Genomic DNA, 14,708 nt, shown 5'->3' with positions numbered 1-14,708 from the left:
AGTTCGCCGACGGTGTTGCGTCAGTTACCGATACCGGCAACCTCCTGGGCGATACCGGCCAGTCGAGTCTGGGCCGCGGAGACCACGCCCTGACGATCCTTGTGGGCTTCCTCGTAGGCGACGACGGTGCGCACGTCGGAGGGATCGGTCAGATCCTTGACCGCGGCGACGGCCTGGGACACGTTGAGGTCGTCATAGTCGGCGATCGGGAGTTCGTCCGCCTCCAGGACGCCGCCGGCGGCGCGTGCAGAATGAATCGCGTCGGCGATTCCGTCGGCGCCTTCGTTGCGAGTGACCTGCTCGGCCGTTTCGAGAGCGGCATCACGCGAGGCGGCAAGTGTCTTCACCGCGACGTCGCCCGCGTGGGCGCCTCGCCCGAGCAACGCGCTCAGCATCGGCGGGGTGGTGCGGGCCGTGTCGAGAGCACGGTCGATGCCGCGCGCGGACCACGAGACGGGGACGTTGATCAGCCGGATCGTGGCGCCGGTCGCCGCCTGGAACGGGGTGCGTCGCAGGGCCGCCGGTCCACCGAGCGCCTCCTCCGCGAGCACCGTGGTCAACCAGTCGACGGTCGCGGCGTGCGCGGTGACCAGTCGATCGGCCAACCGGACGACGTCCTGCTTCCCGGCCGTGGTCGCGAGGGCCTTCACGTACCGCGCGCGATCGAGCAGCTGGTGTTCGAGGGCGAGGTCGCCGAGCAGGGCCTCGTCGAACGGCTGGGCCTGCTCCGCCATTGCCTTCAGCGCCGCTGCCAGCCGGCCGAGCAGCGGGCCGACGATCTCCGGCACTCCCCCGAGATCGCGGATGGCGCGTTCGATCGCCTCTGCACGGAGGCGTCCGTTCTCGGCGTTCTCGGTCAGTTCTCGGCGCACGGCCTCGGTGCGCGCCTGCGCGACGCGGGTTTCGGCAACCTGGATTTCGGTGTTGGTCAGATCGAGTACGGCGCGCAGCTGGGTGATCAGTGTGGGGACAGTGGTGATGGTCATGGTGTGTCCTTCCGGTTCGTGGGGTGCGGTCAGATCAGGCTGGAGATGAGATAGGCAGCGAGTAGGACGCCGGCCAGAACGGAACCGGCAGTGACGGCCGCGAGGACCGCCGATCCGGTCACGGACATCGCAGGCACGGCGGCGACGAGTGCAGCGACGAGAGCGGTCCCGAGCGAGAAACGGCGGTCGGGCTCGTCCTGCTGGTTCTTCGCGTGCCGGGGAGTGCGTGTGCGGAGTGCATTGTGGGCAAGGGTCATGGTTCGATTTCCCGTCTGGAGTCGAGTGCGGACCAGAGGCGGGCGTACACGAGAGGGCGTTCGCCTGACGACGCTGTCGGCGCCTTCGTGCAGGGCCCGGGTTTCGCGATTTACAGCGGTAGCGCGCTGACGACATCGACTGCACGGGCAGTGTCGGGTTCGGCCATTGCTTGTTCTCTCCCTGCCGCGGCGTCACACTCTGTGTTCGTGTGCGTGCGGCTCGTATCGGGTCGTCAACTTATCTGCTCTGGCTGATACAGATTTCATCTTATCTACTCAGCAGTAAAGTTCAACCCGTCCGAGCAAGAGAATCGGCCGACGCGAGGATTGCGGCGCTGAAACCACCCGGGACCAGCGCAGATGACACACCTACGGGATCCCACTGCTCGAGAAGAACCGGAGGCGGAGACCGACGTCGGTCCGAAAATCGGTCGAACCCCCATAACCTGACGGATCACTCTCCGGCCGAGCCGCCCTCCGACCCTTCCAACCGGGACGCCAGATCCACGTTCTCGGCTTCGAGCGCGAGAATCCTCTGAATGCCCGGGACGTTCACTCCGTCCTCCATGAGCTGCGCAATGCGCGCCAACCTGACCAGATCGTCATCGCTGTATCGACGGGTGCCGCCGCTGGTCCGGGCCGGCGTCAGCAATCCGCGACGCTCGTACAGCCGCAGAGTTTGCGGGCCGATGCCCGTCAACTCCGAAGTCACTGCAATTCCGTAGACCCCGCGACATGAGCGGGGTAAGGCATCGATGGTCACAACAGGCTCCCTTCTGCTCAAGGAACACCTGATGTTAACAAACGCATGAAACGAATCTGCAACTGAAGGTATAGATTTTGCATCTCCGGCTGCTCATGCCCGGCCTGCTGCCGCGAGGACCAGGAGCGGGTGACGTAATCTCGGGTCCGAACCGAACACGAACCGAGGTCGCTCCGGCAGGGTTCGTGGAGGTGTCGTGGCCGCCAGTGCCACGGCCTCTGCGCCAGAGACGAGAAAACGGTGCCCCGCACTCAGGAACACGCAGATCGCTACCGCGATGCCCTCACTGCGCTCGCCGCGGCCACCCAGCGGCCGGCAAATGTCGTCAACACCGGTACGGGCTATGCGATCCGGGTCGATTTCGAGTACAACCGCTACCTTCTCGCATTCAACGCCGCCGACGGACTGACCGAGACCGCCGAGGACACGTCCGAATGGCGGGTCAGCCTCTACCAGGGCGTCACCGACGGCACGTCCGACGAACTGCTGGCCGCCGCCGAGCACGCGTGGCTGGTCGACGCGTTCGACCTCGCGTTCGCCGACATCCGGGCCGAGGGCAAATGGCAGTCGGCCGACGCATCGTTCGACGAGTTCAACGCCACCAACGACCCGTCCACGAGCTGAGCCGGTAAGCGCCGCTCAGGCGCGACCAGGGACCTCGGACTGCACGAGCTGCTCCAGCTCGGCGTTTCGCGCCGTGAGGATCGCATTCTCGGCTTCGAGCTGAAGAATCTGACCGATTCCGACCAGATTGACACCGGCGGCAACGAGTTCGGTGACCTTATGGAGGCGCGCGACATCGTCCTCGCTGTACCGGCGTGTGCCACCGCCCGTGCGAGTCGGTGTGATCAACCCTCGCCGCTCGTACAAGCGCAGCGTCTGCGGCCCGATACCCGTCAGTTCCGACGTTACCGAGATCCCGTACACACCTCGCTGCGAACGAAGCGGCACATGAGAGGACGTCACCGGATCTCCCTTCTTCTCAGGGCGCATCAATCTTATCAAGGCCCGAAGGACACAATGTGCCGCAGGGGGTACAGGTTCGCGCTGCCCTGCATGTGCCGCGCTTTCCCCACTCCCGCATCGCAGTTCTCGGCGGCCCGGACGGCCACTCGGCTTCCTCTGATCTCTTCCTGATCCGGATCTCCTCCGGCGATCGCCCCCCTCGAGCAGCAATCTTGCTGACTCCGCTTGAACTTCCTGCGCTATGACTGTAGAACAAATCTATATTCTTCAACGCAGATAAGTTCACACCACGAGGTGGACACCAAGGAGAACCGATGACCACACACAACGCGCAGAACCCTCCCCACGACGGAGAAGTCCTCGTTCTCCGCGCAGGTAGCGGTGGAGCGATCGCCGGCGGCCTGATCGCCACGCTGGCCCTCAGCGCGCTCACTCTCCTCTCGTCCCTGCCGACCTGACGGCCGGCCCGCCCACCTTTTCTCCACCGACCCTTCGCACCCGACAGGACACAACGCTCATGCCCGCCAGCTCCACATCCCACGCTTCCGCCACCACTACTGCCTCGCGAGGCGGAGCAACGATGAGCACCGAGGAAATCAAGGCCCGGATCGAGGCGATGTTCGCCGACGAGGCCGCCGACACCTCACCCGCACTCGTCGAATAGCGACGCCATTGCCGATGCCGGCAGGTCAGAGAAGGGCAGAGCCATGAATGTGTCCACCCAGCTCGTCGCACCATCCTGCGAAATCCGTCGCATCCCCTCGAGGACGACGCCGACGCATCGCACGAAGCCTGCGGCAGAGGTCGCAGCAGCAGAAGACCGACGGCGGGAACGCCCGGAGCTCGCGCGCCGCGAGCGCGACCAGTACCGTGACGTGCCCGCGCAGTGCGAGGCCATCGGCCGGCTCGCCGCCTCCGACCCCCGCCGCGAAGTGTTGCGACAGCGACTGATCGAACGTTGCCTGCCGCTCGCCGAACACATCGCCCGGCGCTTCCACGGTCGCGGAGAACCACTCGACGACCTGATCCAGGTCGCCCGCCTCGGTCTGGTCAAGGCCGTCGACCGATTCGACGCCCGCTGCGGCGCGAACTTCGTGTCCTACGCCGTCCCGACCATCACCGGCGAAGTCCGCAGGCACTTCCGCGACACGGGCTGGGCCATGCGTGTCCCGCGCAGCATGCAGGAACTGCACCTATCCCTCACCAACGCGACGACCGAACTGACCACCACACTCGGACGCGCCCCGACGGCGAGCGAACTGGCCGAAGCCCTCGGGATCGACAAGGACGAAGTAGTCCAGGGGCTCCGGGTCGCCGACGCGTACAGCACCCTCTCCGTCGATTTCCCGCTCGGCGAGAACGAACGCCCGCTGTCGGAGACGATCGGCGACCTCGACCCGGCCCTCGCACACGTCGAGGACCACGTGGTCCTCGAACCTCTACTGGAATCACTTCCCGACCTCGAACGCACCGTGCTGGTCCTGCGCTTCTTCGGCAACATGACCCAGTCGCAGATCGCCGCGCGGGTGGGTGTCTCGCAGATGCAGGTGTCCCGGCTCCTGACCAAGACCCTGGCGGACCTGCGCGGGAAACTCGCCGACGTCGGCGGTCAGATGCTCTCGTAGGCGGCCAGGAAGTCCTCCCACGTCCGCTTGCCCGTCGCTGCGACGTCGAGTGACAGGTTCGCGCCGTCCCGGTACGCGCGGCCGGCCTTTCCCGGCATCCGGACCGGCATCGTCAGCCGACGCCTTCCGGTCGCCTGCAGGTATCCGCGAATCAGATCGGCCATCCCGTACACGGTCGGCCCGGGCAGGTCGGGAACCAGGCCGGCCGGTGCCCCGAGCGTCAGTTCCACCAGACGCGCCGCGACCTCCCCCGAGTCGACGGGCTGGAAACGCAGTCCGCCCGGGACCGGGATCACCGGCAGTTTCACCATCTTCTGCAGCATGGTCAGCACCAGGTCGTGGAACTGGGCCGCGCGCAGCGTCGTCCACGGCACACCCGAATCGGCCACCGCTCGTTCCGCGGCCAGCTTGGACGTGAACCAGCCGAGCGGGACGCCGTCGGCGCCGATCACCGAGATGTACACCAGGTGCTGCACCCCGGCGCGCGAGGCGGCCTCCGCCAGGTTCCACGTCGCCACCTCGTCGCCCTTGGGGCCGCCCGCCAGGTGCAGAACGGTCTCGACCCCCTCCAGCGCTGGCTCTATTCCCTTGCCCTCGAACAAGTCACCGGTCACGTACTCGATGTCGTCGCCGGTCTCGCGGCCGTGCCGGCTGAGAACCCGCACGTCCCGTCCCGCCGCCCGCAGCAGTGGGACGACCTGACGTCCGAGCGTGCCCGTACCGCCGGTGATCAGAATGGGTGATGTCATGATCTCTCCAGATTCGTGGGATGCGGGACTCGGTTTCCCGGTCTCGACAGCTGGTTTTCGGTGGATCTACTGCGTAGACACGCGGCGAGGAAGGAATGTGACACGGTGGACGACCGCGATCGGCTGACAGAGCGTTTCGAGGAACACCGGCCCCGGCTGCGGGCTGTCGCGTACCGGATGCTGGGCTCGGTGAGCGAGGCCGACGACGCCGTCCAGGAGGCGTGGCTGCGCATGAGCCGCGCCGACACCGGCGATGTGGACAATCTCGAGGCGTGGCTGATCACAGTGGTGTCGCGGGTGTGCCTGAACGTGCTGCGCTCACGCGAGCAGCGGCGCGAGGAACCTCTCGACGTGCTGGCACACGACCCGATCGTCGGTCACGAGGACGGTGGCGACCCCGAACACGAAGCGATGCTCGCGGACTCGGTCGGGCTGGCCCTGTTGGTGGTGCTCGACACGCTGACCCCGGCCGAGCGGCTCGCGTTCGTGCTGCACGACATGTTCGACGTGCCCTTCGACGACGTCGCCCCCATCGTGGGCCGCTCCTCCCCCGCGGTGCGGCAACTCGCGAGCCGCGCCCGCCGACGGGTGAAAGGAGCCTCGCCGGCGCCGGACACGACGGATCTGGACCGCCGGCGCCGCGTCGTCGACGCCTATCTGGCCGCCACCCGCGGCGGCGACTTCGACGCGCTGGTCGCCCTGCTCGATCCGGACGTGGTGCTCCGGGCCGATCCGGCTGTCGGCCCCACCCCGGCACCTCTCGTGATCCGGGGTGCCCGCGTCGTGGCCAGGGGCGCGCTCGCCTCCGCGGAACGGGCCCGGTTCACCCAGGTTGCCCTGGTGAACGGGGCGGCCGGGCTCGTGATGGCACTCCACGGACGGTTGCACCTGGTGCTGGCGTTCACGATCGCGGACGGCAGGATCACCGAAATCGACGTCATCGCAGAACCCGATCGCTTCCGCCGACTCGATCTCGCGGTTCTCGGTGACTGACGGGACCCCGGTCACCCGTACAGGGTGATGACCGTGCGCGCCCCGACCAGCAGCATGGAGGTGGTCGACACTGCCGGGAGAGGGGCGCGCGAACGTGACTACAGCCTCGGACGACGATGCCCCACCCCAGAGCGCTGCCGCGCCGTCGCCGTTCCCGCCGATCGCCGACTACGCCTTCCTCTCGAACTGCCACACCGGGGCGCTGATCGCGCCGGACGGTTCCGTCGACTGGCTGTGCGTGCCCCGGTTCGACTCGCCCAGCGTGTTCGGGTCCCTCCTCGACCGCGAGGCGGGGATGTTCCGGATCGGACCGTTCGGGCTCAACGTTCCGGCGTCCCGGCAGTACGAGCCGGGAAGCAACACCATTTCGGCGGTGTGGAACACGCCGACCGGCTGGGTCACGGTGCGCAGCGCGCTGACGATGGGTCCGAGCCGCGGCGAGGACACCGTCACTCCTCACACACGGCCACCTGCAGACGAGGACGCAGACCACATGCTGGTCCGCACTGTCACCTGCCTCGACGGCAGCGTGGAGGTGGAGTTGGTGTGCGAGCCCGTGTTCGACTACGGGCGCACACCGGCGGAGTGGGTTCTCGTGGACGGCAGCCGGCACACCGCCGACGCGAGCGGCGCGGGTCAGACCCTCCGCCTGCAGACCGACATGGCACTCGGCATCGAAGGGGGGCGGGTTCGCGCCCGCCACGTGCTCGAGAAGGGTGAAACCCTCTACTGCGCCCTGACGTGGTCGGCGGAACTCGTCGCACCGCAGACCGTGGAAGAGGCTGTCGGGCAACTCGATGCGACAACGGAATTCTGGCGGCAGTGGTTCAGCCACGCACGTTTTCCCGACCACCGGTGGCGTGAGGCGATCCAGCGGTCCGCCCTGACCATCAAGGGACTCACGTACATGCCGACCGGCGCCACCGTCGCGGCTCTCACTACGTCCCTTCCGGAAACTCCGGGCGGCGAACGCAATTGGGACTACCGGTACACGTGGATGCGGGACTCAACGTTCACCCTGCAGGCGCTGCACTATCTGAACCTGGACTGGGAGGCCGACGAGTTCATGCAGTTCGTCGCCGACCTCGAGTCGAACGGCGATGGCGCACTGCAGATCATGTACGGAATCGACGGCACCCGCGACCTGACGGAGTCGACCCGCGACGACCTGTCCGGTTACGCGGGCGCACGACCGGTGCGCATCGGCAACGGCGCGTTCGACCAGCGGCAGAACGACGTGTTCGGCGCCGTCCTCGACTCGATCCTGTTGCATACGGTGCGCAGCAAGCGCCTCCCCCGCCGGCTGTGGCCGCTCGTGCAGCAGCAGGCGACGTGCGCGTCCGCGGTGTGGCGCAACCCCGATCAGGGGATCTGGGAGGCCCGCGGCGCACCGCAGCACTACGTGTCGTCGAAGCTGATGTGCTGGGTGGCACTCGACCGGGCGTCGAAGATCGCGGGCATCCGCGGCGATCGCTCGGCCGAGGAAACCTGGCGCGCCACAGCCGACGAGATCCGCGCGGACATCCTCGAGCACGGGGTGAAGAACGGGGTGCTGCGCCAGCACTACGACACCGAAGCGCTCGACGCGTCGACCCTGCTCGCCGCCGTCTTCGGGTTCCTTCCCCGCGGCGACGAACGCCTGCGCGCCACCGTCGACGCCATCGCGAACGACCTCACCGAAGACGGATTCGTCCTGCGCTACCGCACCGGCGAAACCGACGACGGGCTGTCGGGGAAGGAAGGCAGTTTCCTGATCTGCTCGTTCTGGCTGGTGTCGGCACTGACCGTGGTCGAACAGGTACAGGCGGCAACCGATTTGATGGAGCGGCTACTCAGTGTGTCCTCTCCGCTGGGGCTGTACGCCGAGGAGTTCGACACGAGCACCGGCCGTCATCTCGGCAATTTCCCGCAGGCGTTCTCCCACCTCGCGCTGATCGAGGCCGCGGGGCGCATCATCCTGCACGAGCGGATGCGGGAACTGATGTGAGCCGCGGCGGGCCACAACGTCCCGTCACCGTAGGCTGAGATCGTGTCCCGAGCAGAGTCGAATCGGACGTACAGCGGCCAACCGGTTGCGGAACGTCGCGTGGCCCGCCGGGCACGGTTCCTCGACTCCGCCCTGTCGGTCTTCGCGGAGAAGACGTACGCCCACAGTTCGATCAGCGACATCTGCGCCCACGCCGGACTGTCGCGTCGCCAATTCTACGAGGAGTTCGGCAGCCGCGAGGACATCCTCCTCGCGCTCTACGACACGATTCAGGACGAGGCCCGGGACGCCGTGCTCGCCGCGAACGACAGGGCGCCGTCGCGCGATCCGCGGACCGTCGCCGGCACCGTCATGACGGCGTACATCGAGTCGGTCGGCACGGACGAGCGGCGGGCCAGGATCATCTTCGTGGAGGTGGTCGGGGCGGGCCCCCGGGTCGAGCAGTACCGCCTCGAGCGCCGCACGCAGTGGGCGCAACTCTTCGAAACCGTCACTCGCACGATCGACGGCGGCGTCGTCGACCCGCCCGAGCGGTTCGCGATGGTGTCGATCGCCTTCATCGGGGCGGTCAACGACCTCGCCCACCACTGGAGCACCGCCTCCCCCCGACCGTCCGCGTCGGTCCTGGTGGACGTCCTGAGCACGATGCTCATCGCGCTGGTCACCGATCAGTCCTGAGCCGAACTTACTCGCGAGTATTGCGATACCCGTCACACCTGATCTAAGGTCTGCTCTCAAAGTGAGACATGGACATCTCACTTCGGCTCCGGGGAGGACCACATGATCGGATCGAGAGTGCTGCGACGTCGAATACTGCTGGTGGGAGCGTTGGTGGTGGGCACGCAGCTCGCCGTCGCCACGCCGTCGGTCGGGGCTCCCGCCGACGCCGGAACGTCGGTGGACGTGCAGCCGGCCCCTACCGTTCCCGCCTGGCCCGAGGCCGACCGGGGTTTCTACGAACCGCCGGCAGACGTGGTCGCGGCGGCCGAGCCGGGCGAGATCATCGCCGCCCGCGAAGTGCATCTGGCCAACCTGTCGGTGCTTCCGGTGAACGTCGACGCGTGGCAGCTGTCCTATCGCTCCAACAATTCGCGGGACGAGGCGATCCCGGCGGTCGCGACGGTCGTCAAGCCGCGGGGCACGATCGACGGCGTCCGCAATCTGCTCTCGCTCCAGCCGGCGGAAGACTCCCTCGGCAGGTACTGCGCCGCCTCGTACGCACTGCAGCAGTGGTCCGTGCCCGCGCCGCTGACCGGTCAGGTCGTCGCGCCGCTGCAGTTCCTCGAGGCGCAGGCCGCCCTCGCCCAGGGATGGGCCGTCGTGATGCCGGATCACCAGGGCCCGAATGCCGCGTATGCGGCCGGGCCCCTCGCGGGCCGCATCACCCTGGACGGAATCCGGGCGGCGGAGAACTTCGACCCACTGGGGCTGCCGGGCCGGCAGACTCCCGTCGGGGTGATGGGCTACTCGGGAGGCGCGATCGCGACGGGGCACGCCGCCGAACTCCACGCGAGCTACGCACCGGACCTGAACATCGTCGGCGCGGCCGAAGGCGGCATCCCGGCCGATCTCGGCGCCCTCGTCGATCTCGCCGACAACAACCTCGGTGCGGGGATCGTGCTGGGCGGCGTGTTCGGCGTGAGCCGTGACTATCCCGAGCTCGCCGAGTATCTCGACACGCACCTGAATCCACTCGGCAAGCAACTCCTGGCCGCCAAGAGCAACCTCTGCGTCAGCTACCAGTCGGCGCTGCTGCCGTTCGCGAACCTGCGGGGCCTGTTCGACAGCCCGAGTGGCGACCCGCTGCGAGATCCGGTCGTCGAATCGGTACTCGACCGGACGAAGATGGGTCACCGGGTCCCGGACGTACCGATGTTCATGTACCAGGCGAACCCGGACTGGCTGGTGCCGGTCGGACCCGTCGACACACTCGTCGGCACCTACTGCCAGGACCAGAACGCCCGGGTGACGTACACCCGCGACCATGCGAGCGAGCACCTGTCCCTCGAACCGGTCGCGGCCGCGAGCGCCCTGATGTGGCTGCGGGACCGGTTCGCCGGGGTGCCCGCCGACGTCGGGTGCACCACCCACGACGTGGGATCGATGGCCCTCGACCAGGCGACGTGGCCGGTGTGGTCGTCGATCGTCGGCGACACGATCGCGAGCCTGCTCGGTCAGCCGATCGGCACATGAGGGCGGGGGTTCCGATCAGAGGCTGCCGACACCAGCGAGCAGTCTGCGCGCCCCCTCGTGGAGGCGGTCCCGGACGGTGGCGACGCTGATCTGCATCGTGTCCGCCACCTCGTCGCAGGACATGCCCCGGTAGTACACGAGGGCCAGTGTCTCCCTTTCGAGCGCGGGCAGCGCTTCCACTGCATCCAGTACCGCCGACCTGCACGAATTCACTTGCATGCACTCATCGTCAATGACCGGCGGGGTCGGAGACAGGGACCCCAGGGTGACGAACTGCCCACCCAGGGGTGAGCGTGCGGGAAACACAGTGGGCCACCTTCCCGGGGGAAGGTGGCCCACTGTGTGCGGAGGCAATTCCGCGGTGGAGCCTCCTGTCAGGATTGAACTGACGACCGCTCGCTTACAAGGCGAGTGCTCTACCACTGAGCTAAGGAGGCGGACACGCGCGCCCATCATATCCATTGCAGGAACGTCGGCTACTTCCGCCCACATTGGATAGCGTTGGAGCCATGAGTACCTCGGAGATCGCCACTGTCCTCGCTTGGCACGACGCCCTCAACTCCGGCGACATCGACACTCTGCTGTCGCTGTCGAGCGACGACATCGAGATGGGTGGGCCGCAGGGTGCCACCCAGGGCCTGGCGGCGCTGCGGGAATGGGCGTCTACCGCGGGCGTCACGCTGATTCCGCAGCGAATGTATTACTACGACGGGGTGCTGGTGGTCGAACAGCAGGCCGCGTGGGCCACGGACCCCGAAGAGACGCGTATCCTGGCCTCTGCATTCCGTGTCGTCCACGATCAGGTCATCTCCACGTTCCGCCACGAGACACTCGAGTCTGCACTCTCCGCTACCGATTTGACCGAGAAAGACCTTGTCTCCGACACGTAGTATGGCCAAGCTCACAGAATCCCTCCAACGTCTCACAGGCGACCGTCGCGCAACGGTCGATGCGGTCACCGCTGCACCCACACCGCTGCAGCCGATCGACCTCACCGACGATGCGGTCGTCGCCGAAGTACTCGACCTCGCCGTGCGAGTCGGTGAAGTGCTCCTCGCCTCGGGCACCGGTGCAATGGACACCGCCGAGCAGGTGCAGTTCATCGCCGCCACGTACGGCCTCGCCCAATGCGATGTGGATGTCACGTACAACTCCATCGTGCTGTCCGCGTACCGCGGGCCCACCCTCCCGCCGGCGAGCACCATGCGGATCGTGCATTACCGCTCGATGGACTTCACCCGGCTCGCGGCGGTCGACCGGCTCACCCGGCGTATCCGCCGGGAAGCCGTCACCCCCAGCGAGGCGCACGAGGCCCTGACCGCGGTCACAACGGCGCCGCACCCGTACAACCGCTGGATCGCGACGCTCGCCTGGGCGTCCATGGCCGCGTCGGTCTCCGTGTTGATGGGCGGTGGGGTGCTGGTCGCATCCGTCGCCTTCCTGACGACGATGGTGATCTACCGGGTCAACCGCGTCCTCAACCGCATCGGTCTGCCGTTCTTCTTCCAGCAGGTGGCGGGCGGTCTGGTGGCGGCGACCCCGGCGGCGACGCTCTACACCTTCCAGGATCAGTTGGGTGTCGAGATCAGACCCTCGCAGATCATTTCGGCCGGTGTGGTGGTGCTGTTGTCCGGGCTGTCGCTGGTCGGTTCCGTGCAGGACGCCATCACGGGAGCACCGATCACGGCGGCGGCGCGATTCTTCGAAGTGGTCATGATGACCGGCGGCATCATCGCCGGTGTGGCCATCTCGTTGCGTCTGACCGGCGTGCTGGGTTCGACCCTGCCACCCGTCAACGTCGAGATCACGGAACTCGTGCAACTACCCGTGCTGGTGATGTCGGGCGCTTTCGCGTCGATGTTCTATGCATTGGCCTGTTACGCCGAGCAGCGCGCCCTCACGGCCGCGTGGTTCGGTGGCGCGGCCGGTGCGCTCGTCTACATGGTGGCGCACCAGTTCGGCATCGGCCCGATCATCGGTTCGGCACTCGCCGCCACCGTGGTCGGCTTCGCCGGTGGTCTGATGGCCCGCCGCGCGCTCACGCCGCCGCTGGTCGTCGTGGTGGCGGGTATCACGCCACTGCTTCCGGGCCTGTCTCTGTACCGGGGTCTGTACGCCCTGCTCAACAACGAAGTGGTGCTCGGACTGAGCTCGCTGCTCGCGGCGTTCGGTATCGGTTGCGCGCTCGCGGCCGGCGTCACGCTCGGCGAATGGATCGCCCGGACCCTGCGGAGGCCGCGCATCCTGCGGCGCACAGACGACATCCGCCGCCCCGTCTTCAAGACGAGGCGGCGGAAGCCGGTCGAAACACACACACAGAAGGCGGCCTGAGGCAGTTTCAGGTGACGGCCTCCCGGCCGTCTGCCGGGTACGACCGCCGGTGTCTCACCGGACGGTCGTCCCGGCACATCGACGCCGAAACGCGGCGCCGGGGAGGTCAGCTCTTGTCGACGCTGTGCCGTCCGCCCGACTTCTCGTCGGCCTCCATGGCCTCACGCAGGCTCTTCGGCCGCATGTCGGTCCAGTTCTTCTCCACGTACTCGAGGCACGCGGCCCGGCTTTCCTCGCCGAAAACCACGCGCCAGCCTGCCGGCACCTCAGAGAACGTGGGCCACAGTGAGTGCTGGTCCTCATCGTTCACCAGCACGTAGAAGCGGCCTTCTTCGTCATCGAATGGATTGGTGCTCATCTCGCCTCGCTTGTCGCATACGTGTCCTGTGCGTTCACACTAGCAAGCGTGCCGTTGCGGCCACGCCTTGTTACGACAGATGTAACGATCTCTCCCGCCCGCACGGCAACGTTCGACAGGAGCGACGACGTGATTCCGTGCGTTTTCTCCGTGCCGCCCTGCAGATAGATTCCCGCTGTGACGTCCGGTGAAACCGCCAATCTGTAATCTCGGTCCACTTCACGCGGCGGGTGGGTGTTCGGCGCGAGATCGCCGAGCAGAGGCTCGAGGGGTGCGGGAGTGAAACCGGTGGCCAGAATCAGTGCGTCGCAAGCGAGAGTGTCGGTGAGTCCGTCCACACCGCTGCGGACAGCCACCTCGATTCCGTCCGAAGTCTCGTCGACGGCAATGATCTCCGAGGCGCGGCGCATGAAGAGGCGGCGACGCCCACGCACGCGTTCCTGGTATTCGGTGGCGTAGAGCTCGTTGATGAGCTCGATGTCGACCACCGAATAGTTAGTACTCCTATGGACATCCAGCAATCGCAGTCGCTCCTCTTCCGGGGCACCGTGCAGATCGTCCACGGCCTCCGGATCGAAGATGCGGTTGGCGTACGGACTGTCGTCGGCCGGGCTGTAGCCGTAGCGCGAGAAGACGCTGTGGACTTCGGCTTCGGGGTAGTTTCCGTGCAGGTATTGCACGATCTCGGCGGCGCTCTGGCCTGCCCCGAGGACGACGAACCGATGGTGGACCGGGGCCGGCATCTCGCCGAGCCGGAACAGGAACTGGTGGTTGTGGAAGCACCGCGCAGAGGGGTTGGCCCACTCGGGGATTCGTTCCCGCAGACCGGCGCCCATCACCACGTTGCGCGCGATCACCGTGCTGCCGTCGGCGGCGCGGACCTCGAAACGGTCGATCACCCCGTCGTCGCCGCGGATTCCGCGTACGGTCTCCACCGCCGTGCCGTATCGCACGTCGGCGTCCACTCGGCGTGCCGCCCACTGCAGGTAGTCGTGAAACTCGTGACGAGTCGGAAAGAACGTCTGGTGATTGACGAAGTCGACGAGGCGACCCTGATCGAAAAGGTAATTGAAGAAGGTGAACGCGCTACGCGGATTCCGGAATGTCACCAGGTCCTTGGGAAACGCGATCTGCATCGTCGCGCCGTCGAGAAGCATCCCGGGATGCCACCCGAACCGATCCTGCTTCTCGAAGAACTGCGCGCTGATCCGCTCGCGCGGGGGGCACTTCGCATTGTGTTCCTCGATGGCAATGGCCAGGGCGAGGTTGGCGGGACCGAATCCGACACCCACGACATCTCGCACTGGGAGATCTGTACCGACCGTTTCCGGCGATTCACTCATAGCTCGTTGTCCGTCCTCGACGCCGCGCCGCACCCGACCCAGCCGCCGTCTGCCTTCCGAAAAGATAGTGAAGCCTATCCTTATTTCCAGCACAGTACCAAGTACTTCCGGCCCCCGCGGCGGCGAACTCCGCCCCGGAACTGCGATCTAGATCACT

The 14,708-nt window shown here is 66.9% G+C and carries 18 protein-coding genes and 1 tRNA gene; 10 read left to right on the top strand and 9 right to left on the bottom strand.

From position 1 onward, the window contains the following. Window positions 1-20: 20 nt before the first annotated feature. The 3 genes from ACFWAY_RS01485 to ACFWAY_RS01475 form a co-directional block, all read right to left on the bottom strand. The gene (locus ACFWAY_RS01485; RefSeq protein ID WP_378509619.1) at window positions 21-986 is read right to left on the bottom strand and encodes a ferritin-like domain-containing protein; all 966 of its coding nucleotides are present in this window, start codon (window positions 984-986) and stop codon (window positions 21-23) included. 29 nt (window positions 987-1,015) lie between these two features. Beyond that, entirely contained in the window at window positions 1,016-1,243 is a 228-nt protein-coding gene (locus tag ACFWAY_RS01480) for a hypothetical protein (protein WP_378451025.1), read from the bottom strand. Between the two features lie 454 nt (window positions 1,244-1,697). Continuing rightward, a complete protein-coding gene (locus ACFWAY_RS01475; RefSeq protein ID WP_378451024.1) occupies window positions 1,698-2,006 on the bottom strand; it encodes a MerR family transcriptional regulator in 309 nt (102 codons plus the stop codon). 240 nt (window positions 2,007-2,246) lie between these two features. Here ACFWAY_RS01475 and ACFWAY_RS01470 point away from each other — a divergent pair, with 240 nt between their 5' ends. After that, a complete protein-coding gene (locus ACFWAY_RS01470) occupies window positions 2,247-2,630 on the top strand; it encodes a hypothetical protein (RefSeq protein ID WP_378451023.1) in 384 nt (127 codons plus the stop codon). Between the two features lie 15 nt (window positions 2,631-2,645). On the opposite strand, the gene ACFWAY_RS01465 is transcribed toward ACFWAY_RS01470, so the two are convergent. Further along, on the bottom strand, window positions 2,646-2,972 hold the full coding sequence (locus ACFWAY_RS01465; protein ID WP_378451022.1) for a helix-turn-helix transcriptional regulator: 327 nt from the start codon (window positions 2,970-2,972) through the stop codon (window positions 2,646-2,648). Between the two features lie 314 nt (window positions 2,973-3,286). On the opposite strand from ACFWAY_RS01465, the gene ACFWAY_RS01460 reads away from it, so the two are divergent. Genes ACFWAY_RS01460 through ACFWAY_RS01450 form a run of 3 tightly spaced genes read left to right on the top strand, consistent with a single transcriptional unit; the run spans window position 3,287 to window position 4,597 of the window. Continuing rightward, window positions 3,287-3,430: a hypothetical protein gene (locus ACFWAY_RS01460; RefSeq protein ID WP_378451021.1), complete on the top strand. Its 144-nt coding sequence runs from the start codon at window positions 3,287-3,289 to the stop codon at window positions 3,428-3,430. A gap of 59 nt (window positions 3,431-3,489) precedes the next feature. Further along, window positions 3,490-3,636, top strand: coding sequence for a hypothetical protein (locus ACFWAY_RS01455; RefSeq protein WP_164709551.1), 147 nt, complete (start codon window positions 3,490-3,492; stop codon window positions 3,634-3,636). Between the two features lie 43 nt (window positions 3,637-3,679). Next, window positions 3,680-4,597 (top strand): SigB/SigF/SigG family RNA polymerase sigma factor, encoded by a 918-nt coding sequence (locus tag ACFWAY_RS01450; RefSeq protein ID WP_378509618.1) that lies wholly within the window; start codon window positions 3,680-3,682, stop codon window positions 4,595-4,597. On the opposite strand, the gene ACFWAY_RS01445 is transcribed toward ACFWAY_RS01450, so the two are convergent. Further along, a complete protein-coding gene (locus ACFWAY_RS01445; protein ID WP_378509617.1) occupies window positions 4,582-5,346 on the bottom strand; it encodes an SDR family oxidoreductase in 765 nt (254 codons plus the stop codon). The genes ACFWAY_RS01450 and ACFWAY_RS01445 overlap by 16 nt on opposite strands. A 105-nt stretch (window positions 5,347-5,451) precedes the next feature. Here ACFWAY_RS01445 and ACFWAY_RS01440 point away from each other — a divergent pair, with 105 nt between their 5' ends. The 4 genes from ACFWAY_RS01440 to ACFWAY_RS01425 all read left to right on the top strand — a co-directional run bounded on the left by ACFWAY_RS01440 (window position 5,452) and on the right by ACFWAY_RS01425 (window position 10,519). Then, on the top strand, window positions 5,452-6,339 hold the full coding sequence (locus tag ACFWAY_RS01440) for a sigma-70 family RNA polymerase sigma factor (protein WP_378509616.1): 888 nt from the start codon (window positions 5,452-5,454) through the stop codon (window positions 6,337-6,339). 94 nt (window positions 6,340-6,433) lie between these two features. After that, window positions 6,434-8,326, top strand: a complete 1,893-nt coding sequence (locus ACFWAY_RS01435; RefSeq protein WP_378509615.1) for a glycoside hydrolase family 15 protein — start codon at window positions 6,434-6,436, stop codon at window positions 8,324-8,326. 42 nt (window positions 8,327-8,368) lie between these two features. Beyond that, window positions 8,369-9,004, top strand: a complete 636-nt coding sequence (locus ACFWAY_RS01430) for a TetR/AcrR family transcriptional regulator (protein WP_378451016.1) — start codon at window positions 8,369-8,371, stop codon at window positions 9,002-9,004. A 102-nt stretch (window positions 9,005-9,106) separates the two neighbouring features. Then, complete coding sequence (locus tag ACFWAY_RS01425) at window positions 9,107-10,519, top strand: lipase family protein (protein ID WP_378509614.1); 1,413 nt, start codon at window positions 9,107-9,109, stop codon at window positions 10,517-10,519. A gap of 15 nt (window positions 10,520-10,534) precedes the next feature. Here the strand turns inward: ACFWAY_RS01425 and ACFWAY_RS01420 are convergent, their stop codons facing one another. Both ACFWAY_RS01420 and ACFWAY_RS01415 read right to left on the bottom strand, forming a co-directional pair. Beyond that, window positions 10,535-10,738: an RNA polymerase sigma factor gene (locus ACFWAY_RS01420; protein ID WP_378451014.1), complete on the bottom strand. Its 204-nt coding sequence runs from the start codon at window positions 10,736-10,738 to the stop codon at window positions 10,535-10,537. Between the two features lie 143 nt (window positions 10,739-10,881). Next, a tRNA-Thr gene (locus tag ACFWAY_RS01415) sits at window positions 10,882-10,956 on the bottom strand. Window positions 10,957-11,028: 72 nt separating this feature from the next. On the opposite strand from ACFWAY_RS01415, the gene ACFWAY_RS01410 reads away from it, so the two are divergent. Both ACFWAY_RS01410 and ACFWAY_RS01405 read left to right on the top strand, forming a co-directional pair. After that, entirely contained in the window at window positions 11,029-11,409 is a 381-nt protein-coding gene (locus ACFWAY_RS01410) for a nuclear transport factor 2 family protein (protein ID WP_378451013.1), read from the top strand. A 1-nt stretch (window position 11,410) separates the two neighbouring features. Beyond that, window positions 11,411-12,850 (top strand): threonine/serine exporter ThrE family protein, encoded by a 1,440-nt coding sequence (locus ACFWAY_RS01405; protein ID WP_378451012.1) that lies wholly within the window; start codon window positions 11,411-11,413, stop codon window positions 12,848-12,850. A 106-nt stretch (window positions 12,851-12,956) separates the two neighbouring features. Here ACFWAY_RS01405 and ACFWAY_RS01400 read toward each other — a convergent pair whose 3' ends face one another. Then, the gene (locus ACFWAY_RS01400; protein ID WP_005244517.1) at window positions 12,957-13,208 is read right to left on the bottom strand and encodes an MbtH family protein; all 252 of its coding nucleotides are present in this window, start codon (window positions 13,206-13,208) and stop codon (window positions 12,957-12,959) included. Continuing rightward, window positions 13,205-14,551, bottom strand: coding sequence for a lysine N(6)-hydroxylase/L-ornithine N(5)-oxygenase family protein (locus ACFWAY_RS01395; RefSeq protein ID WP_378509613.1), 1,347 nt, complete (start codon window positions 14,549-14,551; stop codon window positions 13,205-13,207). The genes ACFWAY_RS01400 and ACFWAY_RS01395 overlap by 4 nt, the downstream gene beginning before the upstream one ends. Window positions 14,552-14,708: the final 157 nt, after the last annotated feature.

This window comes from Rhodococcus sp. NPDC059968, assembly GCF_042738615.1.
In the GTDB taxonomy this organism is placed as follows: domain Bacteria; phylum Actinomycetota; class Actinomycetes; order Mycobacteriales; family Mycobacteriaceae; genus Rhodococcus_F.
The sequence above is the reverse complement of the archived record's forward strand: the minus strand, read 5'-3'. Positions and strand labels throughout refer to the sequence as shown.

Excerpts from the sequence above, each read along its gene's own strand:
- ACFWAY_RS01455 (WP_164709551.1), top strand. The coding sequence starts at position 3,490 with ATGCCCGCCAGCTCCACATCCCACGCTTCCGCCACCACTACTGCCTCG.
- ACFWAY_RS01450 (WP_378509618.1), top strand. The coding sequence starts at position 3,680 with ATGAATGTGTCCACCCAGCTCGTCGCACCATCCTGCGAAATCCGTCGC.
- ACFWAY_RS01410 (WP_378451013.1), top strand. The coding sequence starts at position 11,029 with ATGAGTACCTCGGAGATCGCCACTGTCCTCGCTTGGCACGACGCCCTC.
- ACFWAY_RS01395 (WP_378509613.1), bottom strand. The coding sequence starts at position 14,551 with ATGAGTGAATCGCCGGAAACGGTCGGTACAGATCTCCCAGTGCGAGAT.
- ACFWAY_RS01425 (WP_378509614.1), top strand. The coding sequence starts at position 9,107 with ATGATCGGATCGAGAGTGCTGCGACGTCGAATACTGCTGGTGGGAGCG.
- ACFWAY_RS01400 (WP_005244517.1), bottom strand. The coding sequence starts at position 13,208 with ATGAGCACCAATCCATTCGATGACGAAGAAGGCCGCTTCTACGTGCTG.
- ACFWAY_RS01405 (WP_378451012.1), top strand. The coding sequence starts at position 11,411 with ATGGCCAAGCTCACAGAATCCCTCCAACGTCTCACAGGCGACCGTCGC.
- ACFWAY_RS01445 (WP_378509617.1), bottom strand. The coding sequence starts at position 5,346 with ATGACATCACCCATTCTGATCACCGGCGGTACGGGCACGCTCGGACGT.
- ACFWAY_RS01460 (WP_378451021.1), top strand. The coding sequence starts at position 3,287 with ATGACCACACACAACGCGCAGAACCCTCCCCACGACGGAGAAGTCCTC.
- ACFWAY_RS01485 (WP_378509619.1), bottom strand. The coding sequence starts at position 986 with ATGACCATCACCACTGTCCCCACACTGATCACCCAGCTGCGCGCCGTA.
- ACFWAY_RS01480 (WP_378451025.1), bottom strand. The coding sequence starts at position 1,243 with ATGACCCTTGCCCACAATGCACTCCGCACACGCACTCCCCGGCACGCG.
- ACFWAY_RS01420 (WP_378451014.1), bottom strand. The coding sequence starts at position 10,738 with ATGCAAGTGAATTCGTGCAGGTCGGCGGTACTGGATGCAGTGGAAGCG.